The organism is Lentzea jiangxiensis (assembly GCF_900104175.1).
In the GTDB taxonomy this organism is placed as follows: domain Bacteria; phylum Actinomycetota; class Actinomycetes; order Mycobacteriales; family Pseudonocardiaceae; genus Lentzea; species Lentzea jiangxiensis.
Map to the genome: position 1 here is coordinate 83257 of NZ_FNIX01000006.1, position 16653 is coordinate 99909.

24 protein-coding genes and 1 pseudogene are annotated in these 16653 nt (G+C 70.5%); 11 read left to right on the forward strand and 14 right to left on the reverse strand.

The window, feature by feature from the left end; all coding sequences use genetic code 11:
• Position 1 precedes the first annotated feature (1 nt).
• Together murI and BLQ91_RS19430 are read right to left on the reverse strand one after the other, a co-directional pair.
• Positions 2-751: a glutamate racemase gene (gene murI, locus BLQ91_RS19425; protein WP_090098672.1), complete on the reverse strand. Its 750-nt coding sequence runs from the start codon at positions 749-751 to the stop codon at positions 2-4.
• A gap of 11 nt (positions 752-762) precedes the next feature.
• A complete protein-coding gene (locus tag BLQ91_RS19430) occupies positions 763-1374 on the reverse strand; it encodes a rhomboid family intramembrane serine protease (RefSeq protein WP_245733675.1) in 612 nt (203 codons plus the stop codon).
• A gap of 33 nt (positions 1375-1407) precedes the next feature.
• Here BLQ91_RS19430 and BLQ91_RS19435 point away from each other — a divergent pair, with 33 nt between their 5' ends.
• Positions 1408-2268, forward strand: a complete 861-nt coding sequence (locus BLQ91_RS19435; protein ID WP_090098350.1) for an SMP-30/gluconolactonase/LRE family protein — start codon at positions 1408-1410, stop codon at positions 2266-2268.
• A 229-nt stretch (positions 2269-2497) separates the two neighbouring features.
• Here BLQ91_RS19435 and BLQ91_RS19440 read toward each other — a convergent pair whose 3' ends face one another.
• The 3 genes from BLQ91_RS19440 to BLQ91_RS19450 are packed head-to-tail and all read right to left on the reverse strand — an operon-like array spanning position 2498 to position 4171.
• On the reverse strand, positions 2498-3448 hold the full coding sequence (locus tag BLQ91_RS19440; protein ID WP_090098352.1) for a PLP-dependent cysteine synthase family protein: 951 nt from the start codon (positions 3446-3448) through the stop codon (positions 2498-2500).
• Between the two features lie 8 nt (positions 3449-3456).
• Positions 3457-3729, reverse strand: a complete 273-nt coding sequence (locus BLQ91_RS19445; protein ID WP_090098354.1) for a MoaD/ThiS family protein — start codon at positions 3727-3729, stop codon at positions 3457-3459.
• 31 nt (positions 3730-3760) lie between these two features.
• The gene (locus BLQ91_RS19450; RefSeq protein ID WP_090098356.1) at positions 3761-4171 is read right to left on the reverse strand and encodes a M67 family metallopeptidase; all 411 of its coding nucleotides are present in this window, start codon (positions 4169-4171) and stop codon (positions 3761-3763) included.
• 110 nt (positions 4172-4281) lie between these two features.
• Here BLQ91_RS19450 and BLQ91_RS19455 point away from each other — a divergent pair, with 110 nt between their 5' ends.
• Genes BLQ91_RS19455 through BLQ91_RS19465 form a run of 3 tightly spaced genes read left to right on the forward strand, consistent with a single transcriptional unit; the run spans position 4282 to position 5552 of the window.
• On the forward strand, positions 4282-4626 hold the full coding sequence (locus BLQ91_RS19455; protein ID WP_090098358.1) for an ArsR/SmtB family transcription factor: 345 nt from the start codon (positions 4282-4284) through the stop codon (positions 4624-4626).
• Positions 4619-5137 (forward strand): SRPBCC family protein, encoded by a 519-nt coding sequence (locus tag BLQ91_RS19460; protein ID WP_090098359.1) that lies wholly within the window; start codon positions 4619-4621, stop codon positions 5135-5137. Before BLQ91_RS19455 ends, BLQ91_RS19460 begins: the two co-directional genes overlap by 8 nt.
• A 46-nt stretch (positions 5138-5183) precedes the next feature.
• Positions 5184-5552, forward strand: a complete 369-nt coding sequence (locus tag BLQ91_RS19465) for an SRPBCC family protein (protein ID WP_176959827.1) — start codon at positions 5184-5186, stop codon at positions 5550-5552.
• On the opposite strand, the gene BLQ91_RS19470 is transcribed toward BLQ91_RS19465, so the two are convergent.
• The 4 genes from BLQ91_RS19470 to clpS are packed head-to-tail and all read right to left on the reverse strand — an operon-like array spanning position 5536 to position 7611.
• Entirely contained in the window at positions 5536-5832 is a 297-nt protein-coding gene (locus tag BLQ91_RS19470) for a hypothetical protein (protein WP_090098363.1), read from the reverse strand. The two genes, BLQ91_RS19465 and BLQ91_RS19470, sit on opposite strands and share 17 nt — an antisense overlap.
• 17 nt (positions 5833-5849) lie before the next feature.
• A complete protein-coding gene (locus BLQ91_RS19475) occupies positions 5850-6761 on the reverse strand; it encodes a P1 family peptidase (RefSeq protein WP_090098365.1) in 912 nt (303 codons plus the stop codon).
• Positions 6758-7315, reverse strand: coding sequence for a DUF2017 domain-containing protein (locus BLQ91_RS19480; RefSeq protein ID WP_176959828.1), 558 nt, complete (start codon positions 7313-7315; stop codon positions 6758-6760). The genes BLQ91_RS19475 and BLQ91_RS19480 overlap by 4 nt, the downstream gene beginning before the upstream one ends.
• Positions 7312-7611 (reverse strand): ATP-dependent Clp protease adapter ClpS, encoded by a 300-nt coding sequence (clpS, locus tag BLQ91_RS19485; protein WP_045310228.1) that lies wholly within the window; start codon positions 7609-7611, stop codon positions 7312-7314. Before clpS ends, BLQ91_RS19480 begins: the two co-directional genes overlap by 4 nt.
• Before the next feature lie 79 nt (positions 7612-7690).
• Here clpS and BLQ91_RS19490 point away from each other — a divergent pair, with 79 nt between their 5' ends.
• Complete coding sequence (locus tag BLQ91_RS19490; RefSeq protein WP_090098674.1) at positions 7691-8974, forward strand: nicotinate phosphoribosyltransferase; 1284 nt, start codon at positions 7691-7693, stop codon at positions 8972-8974.
• Position 8975: 1 nt separating this feature from the next.
• Positions 8976-9515, forward strand: a complete 540-nt coding sequence (locus tag BLQ91_RS19495) for an isochorismatase family protein (RefSeq protein ID WP_090098366.1) — start codon at positions 8976-8978, stop codon at positions 9513-9515.
• Here the strand turns inward: BLQ91_RS19495 and BLQ91_RS19500 are convergent.
• Complete coding sequence (locus BLQ91_RS19500) at positions 9512-10168, reverse strand: hypothetical protein (RefSeq protein ID WP_090098368.1); 657 nt, start codon at positions 10166-10168, stop codon at positions 9512-9514. The genes BLQ91_RS19495 and BLQ91_RS19500 overlap by 4 nt on opposite strands.
• Positions 10169-10287: 119 nt before the next feature.
• Positions 10288-10527 carry a UDP-N-acetylglucosamine 2-epimerase gene (locus BLQ91_RS19505; RefSeq protein WP_245733676.1) on the reverse strand — a complete coding sequence of 80 codons (240 nt, stop codon included), beginning with the start codon at positions 10525-10527 and terminating at the stop codon, positions 10288-10290.
• Between the two features lie 37 nt (positions 10528-10564).
• Between BLQ91_RS19505 and BLQ91_RS19510 the strand changes: the two are divergent.
• The 5 genes and pseudogenes from BLQ91_RS19510 to BLQ91_RS19530 form a co-directional block, all read left to right on the forward strand.
• A pseudogene (locus BLQ91_RS19510) lies at positions 10565-11022 on the forward strand (glycosyltransferase family 2 protein); the annotation flags it as partial.
• A gap of 132 nt (positions 11023-11154) precedes the next feature.
• The gene (locus BLQ91_RS19515; RefSeq protein ID WP_245733677.1) at positions 11155-11727 is read left to right on the forward strand and encodes a biotin transporter BioY; all 573 of its coding nucleotides are present in this window, start codon (positions 11155-11157) and stop codon (positions 11725-11727) included.
• 10 nt (positions 11728-11737) lie between these two features.
• The gene (locus tag BLQ91_RS19520) at positions 11738-12379 is read left to right on the forward strand and encodes a nucleotidyltransferase domain-containing protein (RefSeq protein WP_143022719.1); all 642 of its coding nucleotides are present in this window, start codon (positions 11738-11740) and stop codon (positions 12377-12379) included.
• A 22-nt stretch (positions 12380-12401) separates the two neighbouring features.
• Positions 12402-13190: a TIGR04222 domain-containing membrane protein gene (locus BLQ91_RS19525; RefSeq protein ID WP_176959829.1), complete on the forward strand. Its 789-nt coding sequence runs from the start codon at positions 12402-12404 to the stop codon at positions 13188-13190.
• 127 nt (positions 13191-13317) lie between these two features.
• Entirely contained in the window at positions 13318-15321 is a 2004-nt protein-coding gene (locus BLQ91_RS19530) for an ATP-dependent DNA helicase (protein WP_483810819.1), read from the forward strand.
• Here the strand turns inward: BLQ91_RS19530 and BLQ91_RS42745 are convergent.
• From BLQ91_RS42745 to BLQ91_RS19540, 3 genes are all read right to left on the reverse strand, one after another.
• Positions 15290-15592: a hypothetical protein gene (locus tag BLQ91_RS42745; protein WP_245733678.1), complete on the reverse strand. Its 303-nt coding sequence runs from the start codon at positions 15590-15592 to the stop codon at positions 15290-15292. The genes BLQ91_RS19530 and BLQ91_RS42745 overlap by 32 nt on opposite strands.
• Complete coding sequence (locus BLQ91_RS42750) at positions 15589-15885, reverse strand: VOC family protein (RefSeq protein WP_245733679.1); 297 nt, start codon at positions 15883-15885, stop codon at positions 15589-15591. Before BLQ91_RS42750 ends, BLQ91_RS42745 begins: the two co-directional genes overlap by 4 nt.
• A gap of 179 nt (positions 15886-16064) precedes the next feature.
• Positions 16065-16640, reverse strand: coding sequence for a bleomycin resistance protein (locus BLQ91_RS19540; RefSeq protein WP_090098374.1), 576 nt, complete (start codon positions 16638-16640; stop codon positions 16065-16067).
• Between the last annotated feature and the right edge of the window lie 13 nt (positions 16641-16653).

Genomic DNA, 16653 nt, shown 5'->3' on the forward strand with positions numbered 1-16653 from the left:
ATCAGCCCCACTGTTCGAAGGTCGGCAGGAACCGGGCGGCGAGCTTCGCGAACCGCTCCGGCGGCCCGGTGCACGTCACGCGGTGCACGGGCGGTTCGGACGCGAAGTCGTCGCGCTCGGTCAGCAGCCGCACGACGTCCTTGACCGTCTCCTCGGCGCTCGACACCAGCGTCACGCGCTCGCCCATGACGATCTGGATCACGCCGGTCAGCAGCGGGTAGTGGGTGCAGCCCAGCACGACGGTGTCGACCTCGGCGCGCTGCAACGGCTCCAGGTAGGCCTGCGCGAGCCCGAGCACCTGCCGGCCCGAGGTGGTGCCGCGCTCAACGAAGTCGACGAACCGCGGGCACGCCGCCGCCGTCACCGTCACGTCCCGCGCCGCCTGGAACGAGTCCTGGTAGGCGTGCGAGTTGATCGTGCCGACCGTCGCGATCACGCCGACGCGACCGGACCTCGTCGTCATCACGGCACGCCGCACCGCCGGGAGGATCACCTCGACCACCGGCACGTCGTAGCGCTCGCGGGCGTCGCGGAAGCAGGCGGCGGACGCGGTGTTGCACGCGATCACGAGCATCTTCGCGCCCTCGTCGACCAGCCGGTCGCAGATCTCCAGCGCGTGCTTGCGCGCCTGCGCGATCGGCAGCGGCCCGTAGGGACCGTGCGCCGTGTCGCCGATGTAGTGGATCGACTCGCCCGGCAACTGGTCCATGATCGCGCGGGCGACCGTCAGGCCGCCGACGCCCGAGTCCATGATCCCGATCGTCACGCCGTGAATGTAGCGGGTGTCGTACTGCGGCGGTTGTCGCGAGAAACACCCCACGCCGCCAGAACTCCACCGAGTGCGCCGAACAGGTGGCCCTCCCACGAGACACCCGGCTGCCCCGGCAGCACGCCCCACAGCGCGGCCCCGTAGAGCGCGAACACGCCGACCGCGATCAGCAGCTGCAGCCACGAGCGCGCGAAGATCCCGCGCACGAGCAGGAAGGCGAGGAACCCGAACACCAGGCCGGAGGCGCCGATGTGGCTGCCGGGACTGCCGAGCACCCACACGCCCAGCGCCGACGACAGCCAGATGACCGCGGTGACCTGGAAGAACTGCTTCAGCCCGCCCGAGGTGGCGAGGAAACCGAGCAGCAGCAACGGAACGGCGTTGCCGGTGAGGTGGCTCCAGTCGCCGTGGATCAACGGCATCCAGAGCAGGTTGTCCCACTGGCCGAAGTCGCGCGGCCGCACGCCGTCGTCCTCGAGCGAGCCGCCGGTCGTCACGTCGAAGGCCTCGACGACGTAGAGGAAACCGACGAACCCCGCCACGACGAGCAACGACAGCACGGGGTGCGGGGGGATGACCCGTTTCGCCAGCGCGGTGCGGTCCACCAGTCCAGCGTACGTGGCGATTAGGGTGGCCGGGTGTCGATCGAAGTAGCGGTACGCGCCTCCGCCCAGCTGGGCGAGGGGCCGACGTGGGACCACGGCAGCTCCACGTTGCTGTGGGTGGACATCCTCGCCTCCGAGGTGCACCGGTACGCCCCTGGGCGCGACGACGACGCGGTGCTGACCGTGCCGCAGCACGTGGGCGCCGCCAAGCCGCGCGCGCAGGGCGGCATCGTCTGCAACCTGCGCGACGGCATCGCGCTGATCGACCGCGACGGCACCAAGAACTGGCTCGTCTACTGGGCTCGCGAGGGCGTGCGCGGCAACGACGCGGGCATCGACCCGTCGGGCCGCCTCTGGGCCGGCACCATGCGCTACGACCAGGCGGCGGACGAGGGCTGGCTCGCCAGGGTCACCGGCGACGGCTCCGCGAAGGTCGTGCTGGACGAGGTGAACACGAGCAACGGCGTCGGCTGGAGCCCGGACGCGAAGCTCATGTACTTCATCGACACCCCGACCCGCCGCATCGACGTCCTCGACTTCGACAACGCCTCCGGCACCGTCGCGAACCGCCGCCCGCTCACCCACGTCGGCCACACCGACGGCTGGCCGGACGGGCTGACCGTCGACGCCGACGGGTGCGTCTGGGTCGCGCTGTGGGGTGGTCGCGCCGTGCGCCGCTACACGCCCGCCGGTGAGCTCGACCGCGAGATCGAGGTGCCGGTCGACAACCCGACGGCGTGCTGCTTCGGCGGGGCGGACTTCACCGACCTCTACGTCACCTCCGCGCGCGTCGGGCTGTCCGACGAGGCGTTGGCGGACCGGCAGCTCAACGGGTCGGTGCTGGTGCTGCCGGGCGTGGGGCAGGGCGTGCCGGGGACGGCGTTCAACGGCTGACGCACCCGGCCTGGAGGGGTGTTCCGGAGCCGCCTCGGGCCGTGCGGGAGCGGTTCTGGGCGGCGGTGAGCCGGGGTGCGGGGAGTCACAGCTGCGGCGGACGTGCCGTCGACCGCGGCCAACGCGGGCGTGTCACCGCAGAGGCCGAGAACAGGCTGACGCAGGCGTCCCCCCGAACTGGGAACCCCTGCGTCACAACTTACCCAGCACCACCGACAAGATCGTCGGGCTAAGCCCAGAGGTGCCCGTCGAGCCGCGCCGCCGCCTCGTCCAGGGTGCCGGAGTAGGCACCGGTGGACAGGTACTTCCACCCGCCGTCGCAGACGATGAACACGATGTCCGCGGACTTCCCCGCCACCACGGCCTTCTGCGCCACGGCCAGTGCGGCGTGCAGGATCGCGCCCGTCGAGATGCCGGCGAAGATGCCCTCGGTCTCGAGCAGCTGCCGGGTGCGGCGCAACGCGTCGTACGATCCGACCGAGTACCGCCCGGTCAGCACCGACTCGTCGTACAGCTCCGGCACGAAGCCCTCGTCGAGGTTGCGCAGGCCGTAGACCAGCTCGCCGTACCGGGGTTCGGCGGCGATCACCTGCACGTCCGGCTTGGTCTCGCGCAGGTACCGGCCGACGCCGACCAGCGTGCCCGTCGTGCCCAGGCCGGCCACGAAGTGCGTGATCTCCGGCAGGTCGGCGAGGATCTCCGGGCCCGTGCCCCGGAAGTGCGCCTCGGCGTTCGCCGGGTTGCCGTACTGGTAGAGCATGACCCAGTCCGGGTTCTGCTTCGCCAGCTCCTTGGCGGTGGCGACGGCCTGGTTCGACCCGCCCGCGGCAGGGGAGAACACGATCCGGGCGCCGTACGCCTGCAGCATCTGCCGGCGTTCGGTCGAGGTGTTCTCCGGCATCACGCACACGAGGCCGTAGCCCTTGAGCTTCGCGGCCATGGCGAGCGAGATGCCGGTGTTGCCGGACGTCGGCTCCAGGATCGTCGCGCCGGGACGCAGCACGCCGTCCCGCTCCGCCGCCTCGATCATGGCCAGCGCGGGCCGGTCCTTGATCGAGCCGGTCGGGTTGCGGTCCTCGAGCTTCGCCCAGATGCGCACGTCCTCGGACGGCGACAGGCGGGGCAGGCCCACCAGCGGTGTGCCGCCGAGCGCGTCCAGGAGCGAGTCGTAGCGGGTCATGGGGAGGATCAGCCGCCCGCGACGGCCGGGAGGATGGTGACGTTGTCGCCGTCCTTCACCTCGGCGTCGAGGCCACCGGAGAAGCGCACGTCCTCGTCGTTGACGTAGACGTTGACGAACCGGTGCAGCGAGCCCTCCTTGACCAGGCGGGCCTTGAGGCCGCCGTGGTTGTTCTCCAGGTCGTCGATGACCTCGGCGAGCGTCGTACCGGTGGCGGACACCGACTTCTCGCCCCCGGTGTGGGTGCGCAGGATCGTCGGGATCGACACGGTGACTGCCATGGTGGTTCTACCTCCGGGAAACGGGTGCAACTCAGGATTCGATGATCTTGACCGGTTCCTCGGTCACGACACCTTCGACGATGCGGTACGACCGCAGCTCGTGCTCGATCGGGTCACGCGTGGAGACCAGCACGTAGTGCGCCTCCGGCTCGCCCGCGAACGAGACGTCGGTGCGGGACGGGTACGCCTCGGTCGCCGTGTGCGAGTGGTAGATGACCACCGGCACCTCGTCGTTCGCGTCCATCTCGCGCCAGACCTTGAGCTGCTCGGCCGCGTCGAACCTGTAGAACGTGGGCGACCGCTCCGCGTTCTCCATCTCGATGAAGCGCTCGGGACGGTCGGACCCGAACGGCCCGGCGATCACCCCGCACGCCTCGTCGGGATGGTCGCGGCGCGCGTGGGCCACCATCGCGTCCACCAGGTCACGGCGAATCACCAGCACGTGCTCAATCCTACGGGCTGACGGGAGTTGTCTCGGTATGCGAGATACCCACGTCACGCTCCTTTATTTAGCTCTCGCTTATATTAGCTAAGACTACTATCGTTGCCTTCGTGCACGCGTTCGACGTACTCGCGGACCCGGTCCGCCGACGAATCCTGGAGCTGCTCGCCACCGGTGAACGAGCGGCGGGCGACGTCGGCGAGGTCGTCCAGGCGGAGTTCGGGATCACCCAGTCCGCCGTGTCGCAACACCTCAAGGTGCTGCGCTCGAACGGGTTCGTCGAGGTGAGACCCGCCGGTACGCGACGGCTGTACGCGGTCGCACCGGACCCGTTGCGAGAGGTCGACGCGTGGCTCGGCCACTTCCGGCGGTTCTGGGAACCGCACCTCGACGCGCTCACCACCGAACTGGCCAGGGGCAGGCGGGAACGCAGACTGGAGGCAGAAGATGACTGACCGCTCCTACGAGGACGGCAAGCTCGTCGTCCGCAGGCACTACAAGGCGGACCGCGAGGACGTCTGGGACGCCATCACCACACCGGAACGCCTGGTCAGGTGGTTCCTGCCGATCAGCGGCGACCTGCGCGAGGGCGGCCGCTACCAGCTGGAGGGCAACGCGGGCGGCGAGGTCGTCCGCTGCGACCGGCCCCGTGAGATCGGCCTGACCTGGGAGATGGGCGGCGTCACCGAGGTCGTCGTGCGGCTCGAGGAGGACGGCGACTCGACGGTCCTCACGCTGTCGCACTCCCCCGTGCCCGGCGAGCTCATCCCGAACGCCTCGCCGGCGGTGTGGGGTCTCGGCGCCGGCTGGGAGATGGGCCTGGGCGCGCTGGAGAAGTTCCTGGCCGGTGACCTGCCCGAAGGCGCCGCGAAGGACTGGGTCGCCACGGCCTCGCCCGAGGACTTGGCGGCCGCGGGCGTGCAGGCCCAGCGGATCAGCGACGCGTGGACGGAGGTGCTGCGGTGAGGTTCACCGAGGAGGTCGTGCTCGACCAGCCGATCGAGCGGTGCGGGTGCTCACGTCCGATCCGGCCCACCTGCACGAGTGGCAGCCGGACCTGGTCGGCATCACGCACCACACCGCCACCCCCGGCGCGGCGGGCTCGACGGCGACGTTGAGGTACCGCAAGTCCACGCTGGAGGAGACGGTGTTGTCCGCGACCGCCGGCGAACGGGTCCCGCGCTACCGCACGCCCGGCATGGTCCACACGATCGCCAACCGCCACTCGGCGGTCGACGACCGACACACGCTCCTGGTGTGCGACAACGAGTTCGAGCTGTCCGGGATCATGAAGCTGGGTCGCGGGGTGCTCGAGAAGCCGCTGCGCGAACAGGTCGAGCGCAACGTCGACAACTTCAAGGCGTTCATCGACGCCTGCTGAGCACCACCACGAGGTAGAGGGCCAGCAACGCCACGCCGCGCCGGCGTTGCCCCTGGTCGAGGCCGCGCCATGCGGCCAGCTCGGCCCACGCGGCGAGCGGTGTGGCGGCGACGCCGAGCTTCATCAGCACCTTCCCCACCGCCGGGGGCACGAGGAACGCCGCGGCGAAGAGCCCCGCGGGCGCGACCACCGCCAGTTCCCGGCCGGGGATCTCGCGCGCCGCGCCGGGCGGTGCGAGCTCCGTGACGACACCTGCTGCTTGATCGATGACATCCGCCATGCGCGGGGGTTACCCACTCAGAGGTCGCGGAACGCCGTCACGCCGTTCAAAGAAGTTGCCTCGCGCACACCGGACACCACGGCCTCGGCGAACATGTCCGCGGCGGCCGTGCACAGGGCGTCCAGCGCGAACGCACGCGGTCCCGCCAGCGGCACGGCACCTGTGGCCAGCGCGAACACCGTGTCGCCGTCGAACATGGTGTGCGCCGGCCGCACGGCGCGGGCCAGGCCGTCCTGCGCGGCCATCGCGAGCCGCCGGCACTCCGCTTTGGACAGATCGGCGTCCACCGCGACGACACCGATCGTGGTGTTGAGGCCTTCGGGCTTGCGGTCCGGCAGCACGACGGCCTCGGTGCCCAGCGACGGCAGCCACGGCAGGCCGCAGGCGCGGTCGACGACCTCACCGGCGGCGTTCACCACGGCCAACGCGCCGACCTGGTGCGCGCCGACCGTCGTCGTGGCGACGCCGACGCCGCCCTTCAACGACCCGACCCGCGCGCCGGCACCCGCGCCGACGCAGCCCAGTTCGAACCGCTCCGACGCCGCCTCGCAGGCCGCGTGGCCGAACGACGGGTCCGGCCGGTTGCCCCACTCCGACATCGGCAGGTCGAAGATCACCGCGCCCGGCACGATCGGCACGACGTGGTGCGGCTGCGCGCCCACCGGGAAGCCGATCGAGCGTTCCGAGAGCCACCGCATGACGCCGTCCGCGGCCGCGAGCCCGTACGCGGACCCGCCCGACAGGCAGACCGCGTGCACCTGCTGGACCAGATTTGCCGGGTCCAGCAGGTCGGTCTCGCGCGTTCCGGGCGCACCACCCCGTCCGTCGACGGCACCGACCGCGCCACCGGGCACGAGCACCACGGTCGTGCCCGTGGCCCAGCCCGGTTCGACCCGGTGGTGGTGGCCGACGAGGACGCCGGGGATCACGGCATCATCGCCTCGACCAGGGTGTCCTGCACCCAGGTCAGCCAGTGGTAGACGCCGAGGTGCGGTGATCTCGGGTCCTCCGGCGGCAGCTCGTCCGGCATGTCCTCGGTCACGTCGAGCGCCGTCCCGAGGGCCAGACGCACGTCGTTCAGCGACGCCATCCAGGCCTCGGCCTCGGGGATGGTGAGCCTGATCTCCCCGCCGTCGGGCGAGCAGGTCTTCAGCACCACCTCGGCGGCACCCGTCTTGTGGTCGAGGAGCTCCGGTTCGTGCAACGAGCGCAGCGCTGACGCCGAGTTGACCTCGTCCGGGTCGGGCGCGTCGTCGTCGAGCCGGTGGAAGTCCGGCAGCAGCCTGCCCAGGATCGGGTCGTCGGGAGCCTCCGACGGACCTGTCCTGATGCCGGTGAGCTCCGCGAGCTCGTCCTGGGGGGTCTCCTCGGCGCGGGCCAGCAGCATGTCCTGGATCTGGCTGACCAGACCGCGCACGACCGCGGCCTCCTGCCGGTCCAGCCTGCCGACGACGACGTCGCCGTCGCGGATCCACCGCTTCACGAGGCCCGCTGCATGGTCGCCCAGAGGCCCGCCGCGTGGAGCTTCGCCACGTCGGCCTCGACCTTGTCCTTGGTACCCGAAGTCACGATCGCCTTGCCCTTGTGGTGCACGTCGAGCATCAGCTTGGTCGCCTTGTCCCTGCTGAAACCGAACAGCTTCTGGAACACGTAAGTCACGTACGACATGAGGTTCACCGGGTCGTTCCAGACCACGGTCTGCCACGGTCGGTCCTCGGCGGCGATCTCCTCGCCGACGGCCTCCGGCTGCGTCCGTTCCTGTTCGACGGGCGTGGTCATACCGCCAATGGTGTCATGTTCGCCGCAGTGACGGAGACCGCGTGCGGGTAAACCGGATGCGACCTTAGGGTTGGTGACCATGAACTCGACGGCCTTGCTGACCGACCACTACGAGCTCACGATGCTCGCGGCCGCGCTGCGTGACGGAACCGGTGACCGTCCGTGCGTGTTCGAGGTCTTCGCGCGCAGGCTCCCCGACGGGCGCCGCTACGGCGTGGTCGCCGGCGTGAACAGGCTGCTCGACGCGATCGCGGACTTCCGCTTCGGCGAGGAGGAGGTCGAGCAGCTCCGCCGCAACTCCGTCGTGGACGACGCGACCCTGGAATGGCTCGCGAACTACCGGTTCTCCGGCGAGATCGACGGCTACCCCGAGGGTGAGCTCTACTTCCCCGGATCCCCGGTGCTGACGGTGAGGGCGTCGTTCGCGGAAGGGGTCGTCCTGGAGACGCTCGCTCTCTCGATCCTCAACCACGACAGCGCCATCGCCTCCGCCGCAGCCCGCATGGTGTCCGCCGCCAACGGCCGTCACATGATCGAGATGGGCTCCCGCCGCACGCACGAGGAAGCCGCCGTGGCCTGTGCACGGGCCGCGTACCTCGCGGGCTTCCACGCCACCTCCAACCTGGAGGCGGGCCGCCGGCACGGCATCCCGACGGCCGGCACGTGCGCGCACGCGTTCACGTTGCTGCACGACACCGAAGAAGAGGCGTTCCGCAGCCAGGTCGAGGCGCTGGGGGTCGGCACGACGCTGCTGGTCGACACCTACGACATCTCCGAGGGCATCAAGAAGGCCGTCGACGTCGCCGGCCCGGAGCTCGGCGCCATCCGGATCGACTCGGGCGACCTCGGCGTGATGGCCCGGCAGGCGCGCGACCAGCTCGACTCGCTCGGCGCGAAGAACACCCGGATCGTCGTGTCGAGCGACCTCGACGAGTACGCGATCGCCGCTCTGCGCGCGGAGCCCGTGGACGCGTACGGCGTCGGCACGTCGGTCGTGACCGGGTCCGGCGCGCCGACCGCCGGCATGGTCTACAAGCTGGTCGAGGTCGACGGCAGGCACGTCGAGAAGCGCAGCTCGTCGAAGCAGTCGCGCGGCGGGTGGAAGCAGGCGTTGCGCCGCCACAAGGACACGGGCACGGCCATCGAGGAGGTCGTGTTCCAGGCGCCGTCGGAGCCCGAGCTCGGCCCGCACGACAGGCTGGTGCAGATCCCGCTGATGCGCGGCGGAAAGCTCACCGACGACGTTCCCACGCTCGAGCAGAGCCGCGAGCGCCTGCGCGCTGCCCTGGTGAGCGTGCCGTGGGAGGGCCTCAAGCTCTCGCGCGGCGAGCCCGCGATCCCGACGATCTACCTGGAAGGCTGACATGACGAAGGCATTGATCGTCGTCGACGTGCAGAACGACTTCTGCGAAGGCGGTTCCCTGGCCGTGGCCGGTGGTGCGGCCGTGGCGGCGGCCATCACGCAGCACATCGCCGCCTCGTCGTACGACCACGTCGTCGCGACCCGGGACTACCACGTCGACCCCGGACCGCACTTCTCCCTCACGCCGGACTTCATCGACTCCTGGCCGGTGCACTGCGTGGCCGGGTCGCCCGGTGCGTCGTTCCACCCGGAGCTCGACGTGTCCGGCATCGAGCAGGTGTTCTCGAAGGGCCGCTTCGCCGCCGCCTACTCGGGTTTCGAGGCGGAGAACGACCTCGCTGGCTGGCTGACGGAGAAGGGCGTGACCGAGGTCGACGTCGTCGGCATCGCGACGGACCACTGCGTGCGCGCCACGGCACTGGACGCGCAACGCAACGGCTTCCGCACGACGGTGCTCGTCGACCTGACGGCGGCCGTCGCCCCGACGACCCGCGACGCCGCCGTCGAGGAGCTGCTCGCCGCGGGTGTCCGGGTCGCCTAAGGCGTCGGTGAGCACGCCACCGTGCCGACGGTGACGCTTCCCGTGTAGCCGGACGACGGCTCGAACGTGATCTTCAGCAGCGTCATGCTGACGCTGCCGTCGTTCGGCACCGGGAACACCGCGTCGGTGAACTTGGCCTTGGCGAGCACCGTGCCGTTGTTCGCCTTGACCTCGTGCACGTACCCCGGCGGGATCTGCGTCGGCAGCCCCGTCCAGCCGGACATGCCCTTGAGCTCCCAGCCGGCGCTGGTGCCCTTGTCAGTCGCGTCGCAGGTGATCGCCCACTCGCCGATCTTGAGGCGCGGCCCCCGGACGCCGGTGAGCGCGGACAGCTCGAAGGCCGACCCCCTGGCCGCCGACCTCGTCCTCGTCAGGAACTCGTCCGGGTTGACGACCTCGGTCGTGCAGGACGAGCTGGTCTCGCCGAACTTGAGCCCGGTCGTGCTCACGGCGGGGCTCGCGCCGGTGACGGTGCCGGCGGCGTCCGGGTTCACGTCGCACACCGCGAGCGGCGCGACCTGGTAGGCCTGGCCCTCCTTCGCGAAGTCCGCGGAGCCCGCCGACGCCCTGCCGGGAGGGTTGGCCGCGAGCGCGGGGGCCGCGGTCGCGAACGTCAGCGCGACCACAGCGCCCGCGATGAAGCTTTTGCGCATCGGTGCTTTCAAGGCTCGATTTCCCACCACCCGATAATGGTTGTGCGACATGGCATCGCTGACGGCTGGGCGGTCACATCACCCGTTGGGGAAATCGCGATTACCCGACCGAGTGACATTCAGCGGACACCGGCCAGGGTGGCGTACGGCTCGCGGCGCGGCAGGGCCGCCAGCCCCTCCAGCGCGGAGCACACCCGGACCGCGGCACGCCCGTCGCCGAACGGGTTGCGCCCCAGCGGAAGGCGCAGCCGGAAGCCGAGCACCCGGCCCGCCTCGGCGAGGATGCGGGTGGTGTCGGTGCCGACGAGCCAGGCGCACCCGGCGTCGACGGCGAGCATGCGTTCGGTCGTCTCGCGCACACCGGGTTCGGGTGCGCGGGAACCAGGACGCGCAGGACTGTCCGCTTTGGACTCGATCGCCGGGCCGGCCGGGAGTCCGTGGCGCGGCTCGCTGCCGGAGGACTTCGAGCTCGGCGTGCACCTGCTGACGGCGGGCTGGCACACCGGGTTCTCGTTGAACACGCACGTGAACCAGGAAGTCCTCTACTCGATGCGGCGCTTCCTGGCGCAACGCACCCGATGGGGTCAGGGAACGATGCAGTGCATGCGCTACCTGCGGCGCATCTGGGACTACGGCCACCTGACGACCCTCGGTGCCGCCGAGATGATGCACTACCTCGCGCAACCGTGGATGCAGTTGCTCGGCACGGTGGTCCACCCGATCCCCTGGAGGTCGATCGGGTACGGGTTCGGTTACGCGTTGTACATCTACACCTCTGCATCACGTCGTGGCGTGCGCTGATCCGTTTGGTGCGCGGCCACAACGGCTGGACCAAGACGCGGCGCAACGAAGAGCGCGTGACGGCAAGGTCGCTCTCGACGTGTGAGATACATGTGTGTAACCGGTCACTTTGTAGACATCGGACAAAGACGTTCTCGAGTCTCCCTGGTTAACCTCGGTTCACTCGATTCCGCCTGGGAGGGAACGTGGCTCTCGCACTCGCGCCCCGTCGCACCGTGCTCGCCGACTTCGTGCCGGGGGCACTGGTCCGCGACCTGACCCTGGTCGTCGCCGGTGCCGCTCTCACCGGTCTCGCCGCTCAGGTGGCGCTGCCGATCCCCGGCAGCCCTGTTCCGCTGACCGGCCAGACGTTCGCCGCACTGCTCGTGGGTGCCGCTCTCGGCTGGCAGCGCGGCGCGACCTCGATGCTGCTGTACCTGATCGCCGGTGTCGCGGGCGTCCCGTGGTTCCAGGGCGGCTCGTCCGGCGTCCCGGTGTCGCTCGGCTACGTGGTCGGCTTCGTCTTCGCCGGTGCCCTGGTCGGCTACCTGGCCGGACGCGGCGGCGACCGCACGCCGTTGCGCACCATCGGCACGATGGCGCTGGGCAACCTGGCGATCTACTCGGTCGGCGTGCCGTGGCTGATGGCGATGACCGGGATGTCGCTGGGCAAGGCGCTGTCCGTCGGCGTGCTGCCGTTCCTGGTCGGTGACGCCCTGAAGATCGCGCTCGCCGCCGGTCTGCTGCCGGGAGCCTGGGCGCTCGTGCGCCGCCGGTAGCTTGGACCAGGTGATCACACCCGGGGAGTACCTGTCCTTCCTGGATGCGCGTCTGCCCGGTCTCGTGGCGGGCGCGCATCTCTACGGCTCACGAGTGCTGGACGACGTGGTCGCGGACTCGGACCTCGACATCGTGGTCGAGCTGTCGTCCCCCGCCGAGGTGCCTGGTTTCGAGGGCGCCGACGTCGCCGTCGTGCCGGCGGGCTCGCTGGAGAAGCCGGTTTCCGCCGTGACGCCGTTGGCCGGCGAGATCACTCCCGTGCTGTGGCAACAACTGCGGACCGTCGGTCAGACCGTGCGCGGCACACGCCCCACATGCCCGGTCACCGCGGCCGAGGTCGAGGACTACTGCCGCGGGAACCTCGTCAGCTACTGGACGCCTTTGTTCGCGCAGGTCCGCGCTGTGGAGTCGCTGCCGCGCGACGGCATCCTCTGGGTGGGACTCGGTCCCGCCCGGCTGTGGCACACGATCAGGACCGGTGACATCGTCAGCAAGTCCCGCGCCGGCGAACTGGCCGCGGCCCGCTGGCCGGACCTGCCGCTCGCCGACATCGTCGCCGCCCGCCGGGACCCCTCGGTAGAGCTGGGCGCATCGCACACGCAGGCGACCATCGACCTGTTCGACCGGATCCTGACCGACGTAACGACGTAGGTTCCGCGGCCGAGAAATCCGCGTGACCACGCATACCCCCGAAGAGCTGGGCTGCCTGGCCGGCGGCCCGGCCCGCGCGGCCGAGGTGGCCCTGGCCCGCCTGGTGCAGGCGGGCCTGGTGCGCATCTCCCGCGAAGGCGTGGTGAGCGCCGTCCACGTCCCCGGCCGAGGCCCGTCCACACCTCTTGAGTCGTACATACTGCAGAACACGCGCTACGGCCGCTCGCTGCACGACGTCCTGGGCGGCACGGCGTCCTCGACCGAAGCGGCGGGCCTGCGCGGCCACCTGGCGGACCGCCGCCTGCTGCGCCGCCGCCGTTCGCTGCGCCCCCGCCTGCACCCGTGGCTGTTCATCCTGGCGTTCGGTCTGGTGGCGGTCGGGTTCCTCGACTGGGTGTGGCCGGAGGTCGTTCGTCCCGTGACGTCGTTCGTCGACGGCTTCGCACCCGGCCTGCCCGACTGGTCCTGCTACGCGGCCGGTGTTCTGCTGTTCGTGTGGGGCACCGTGCTGGCGACCCGTGATCCCGGCCGCCTGCGGACCCGGTCCGGTCACGTCGCCTTGAAGCGGGCCGAGCGGCGCGTGTCACCGCAGGACCCGCTGGGCGCGGTGGCGGTGTGCGGGTTGCGCGGCCGGGTCGGCGGGCTGGCCGTGGCGGGGATGTTCGGGCTTTCGGCCGCTGTGGCCGGGATGCTGCCCCACCGGGACCCGTCTTCGAGTGGCAGCTGCGGAAGCGGGTGTTCCTCCAACTCCTGTGGCAGTGGAGGGGACGGCGGCGGTTGTGGTGGTGGGTGCGGCGGAGGTGGCGACTGAGTCCAGGCGGAGTGGGTGAGCTTTCTCGCGCCGTCGCACGCCCCTAGTACACGCACGCCACCCTCAAGCCCACCCACTCCGCCACTCCTGACCGGTGCTGTCGGACCCGCCGGGTACGGTCTGTCCCGTGCCTGAAGTTCCCCCCACCCTGAGCCTGCTCGAGACCGCCGTCCACGCCGTCGGCGGTGCGGAGCGCCCCGGTCAGGTGGAGATGGCCGAGGCCGTCGACCACTCGATCCGCACCGGCGAGCACCTCGCGGTCCAGGCGGGCACGGGCACGGGCAAGTCGTTGGCGTACCTGGTTCCGTCGATCCGGCACGCGGTGGCCGAGGAGGAGACGGTGGTGGTCTCGACGGCCACGATCGCTCTGCAGCGGCAGCTGGTGGACCGGGATCTGCCGCGGCTCGCCAAGGCGCTCAAGAAGGAGCTGGGACGGGAGCCCACGTTCGCCATCCTCAAGGGCCGCAGGAACTACCTGTGCATGCACCGCGTGCACAACGGGGCACCCGACGAGCCGGAGGACGACGCGCTGTTCGACCCGTTCGCGGTGTCGAAGCTCGGGCGTGAGGTGAAGCGGCTGCACGAGTGGTCGTCGGACACCGAGACCGGTGACCGCGACGAGCTGGTGCCCGGTGTCAGCGAACAGGCGTGGCGGCAGGTCAGCGTCACGGCCCGGGAGTGCCTCGGCGTCAGCAAGTGCCCGATCGGGTCCGACTGCTTCGCGGAACGGGCGCGGGCCGAGGCGGGCAAAGCCGATGTCGTGGTCACGAACCACGCGATGCTCGCCATCGACGCGTTGGAGGGCTACCAGGTCCTGCCGGACCACGACGTGGTGGTCATCGACGAGGCGCACGACCTGGTCGACCGCGTCACGTCCGTGGCCACCGAGGAGCTGAGCGGCGCGTCCGTGTCCGTGGCGGCGCGCCGGTGCGGCAGGCTCATCGACCAGGACATCGCGGACAGGCTGGCCGAGGCGGGCGACGGGCTCGCGATGATCCTCGAGGACATGCCGTCCGGCCGGCTCGACGCGCTGCCGCGGGCGCTCGCGGGGGCGTTGGCGGCGACGCGCGACGCGGCGCACAACTGCGTGTCCGCGATGGGGTCGGAGAGGAAGGAAGACCCGGACGGGGCGACGGCGCGCAAGCTCGCGCTGGCGTTGCTCGAAGAGGTCCACGACTGCGCGGTGCGCGTGCTGGAGGCGTTCGACGAAGAGCGCGACGTCGTGTGGGTGTCGGGCGACTTCAACCAGAAGGCGCCGTCGCTCAGGGTCGCGCCGCTGGGTGTGGGCGGGCTCTTGAGGGAACGGCTGTTCGCCAAGCGCACCACGGTCCTGACGTCGGCGACGCTGACGCTCGGCGGCGCCTTCGACGCGATGGCGCGCCAGTGGGGGCTGCCGCCGTCGGAGAAGGTCCGCAAGATCGAGGGCGCGGCGACCGAGAAGGACATCGACGGTCCGAAGTGGACCGGCCTGGACGTTGGCTCGCCGTTCCAGCACGGCACGAGCGGAATCCTCTACGTGGCAAGGCATCTGCCGCAGCCGGGCAGGGACGGGCTGCCGCCGGAGTACCTCGACGAGATCGAGGGCCTCGTGAACGCGGCGGGCGGTCGCGCGCTCGGGCTCTTTTCCTCGATGCGGGCGGCGAAGGCGGCCACGGAAGCGTTGCGGGACAGGCTCGACCACCCGATCCTCTGCCAGGGCGACGACGCGACGGGCCTGCTGGTCAAGAAGTTCGCCGAGGACGAGCGCTCGTGCCTGTTCGGCACGCTGTCGCTGTGGCAGGGCGTCGACGTGCCGGGCCCGAGCCTCCAGCTCGTGATCATGGACCGGATCCCGTTCCCGCGCCCGGACGACCCGCTGGCCTCCGCACGGCAGAAGGCGGTGAACTCCCGTGGCGGCAACGGCTTCCTGACCGTCGCCGCCACGCACGCGGCTCTGCTGATGGCCCAGGGCGCGGGCCGCTTGCTGCGGTCGATGTCGGACAAGGGCGTGGTGGCCGTCCTCGACCCGCGCATCGCCACGGCGCGTTACGGCGGTTTCATCCGCGCCTCCCTCCCTCCGTTCTGGACGACCTACGACCCCGAGGTGGTCCGGGCGGCTCTCAAGCGCCTGGACGCGGCTCGGACGAAGTGATCCGCTCGACCAGTTCGTCGCGGTAGGCCTGGGCTTCCAGCAGTTCCGGTTCGGAGCCGTCGGCCTGCTTCAGCGCGCCTTCGAGGATCTTCAACGCCTGCCGCTCGTCCCCGCGCGCGTCCGCCTGCCGGGCCGCGTTCTCGAGAGCGCGGGCCAGCTTCGTGCGCGCCTCGGGTTCCTGAGCCGCCTTGGTGATCCGGATCCAGTTGCCGGCCGGGTCGACGACGACGAACCCGGTGTACCGGTCGTTGCGCAACCGCGGCCGGGTCATTCGCGGGATGCCGGAGATGAGCACCTTCCGTGCACCGCCCGCATCCCCGCCGCGAACGCCTCGTACAACGGTCCGGTGTCCTCGACGATGACCACGCACGTGCTGTGCGAGTGCTCCGGAACGTGTCCCTCCAACCCGTAGAAGTGCAGGTTGAGGTCCTCACGCTGCAAGGCGACGTACGGGTTCGGCCGCGTCTGCCGATAGGTGACCGAGAAGCCGAGCATCTCGTAGAAGGCCGCCATCTCGTCGATGTCGGCACAGGGCAGGAGGGGAATCGTCAGTTCGTTCGCCACCGCCCGAAGCTAAGCCCGGCATCGCCGAAACGACACCGAGCTATTTGCTCAAGCGAACAGCAGCACGGTCCCACCGAGCACGAACAACGTCGTTCGGTGTGGTCGTCCCAGGTCGGAGTGATCCAGATGGCCTGCCCGTGAGCTTGATGACCTCCAAGCCCCACTGCGGCTCCACACCGCTAAGACCACCTATGTGGATCAAGACGTTCAAGCAGCTCTTCGCGGAACTCCAGCGCCGACGCCCGCTCCTCCTCCGAGGCGTGCACCTCCCGCACCAGCGCGCCTTCGAGGATCTTCAACGCCTGCCGCTCCGCACCGTGCGACCCGGCCAGCGTGACCGCGCTGGTCAACGCCCGCGACAGCCCGTTCGACCGCACGGACTCCCGCACGGCCGGCACCACGCGGATCCAGTTGCCGCCGGGGTCGACCACCAGGAACCCGTCCCGCCGGGGCCGTGTCATCCGCGGGATGCCGGTGAGCAGCACCTGCCCGTACACCGCGCGCATCCCCGCGGCGAACACCTCGTACAGCTCCCGCGGATCTTCGAGCTGGATCAGGCACGAGCTGTACGACCGTTCGGCGTCGTAGCCGGGGATGCCGAAGAAGTGGAGTTCGATCTCCTCGCGCCGCACCGAGAGGTAGGCGTTCGGCCGGTACTGGCGGTAGGTGACGGTGAACCCGAGCATCACGTAGAACTCGGCCACCTCGTCGATGGACTCGCACGGCAGCAGCGGGATCGTCACCTCGTTGGCCACGCCGCCACGCTAG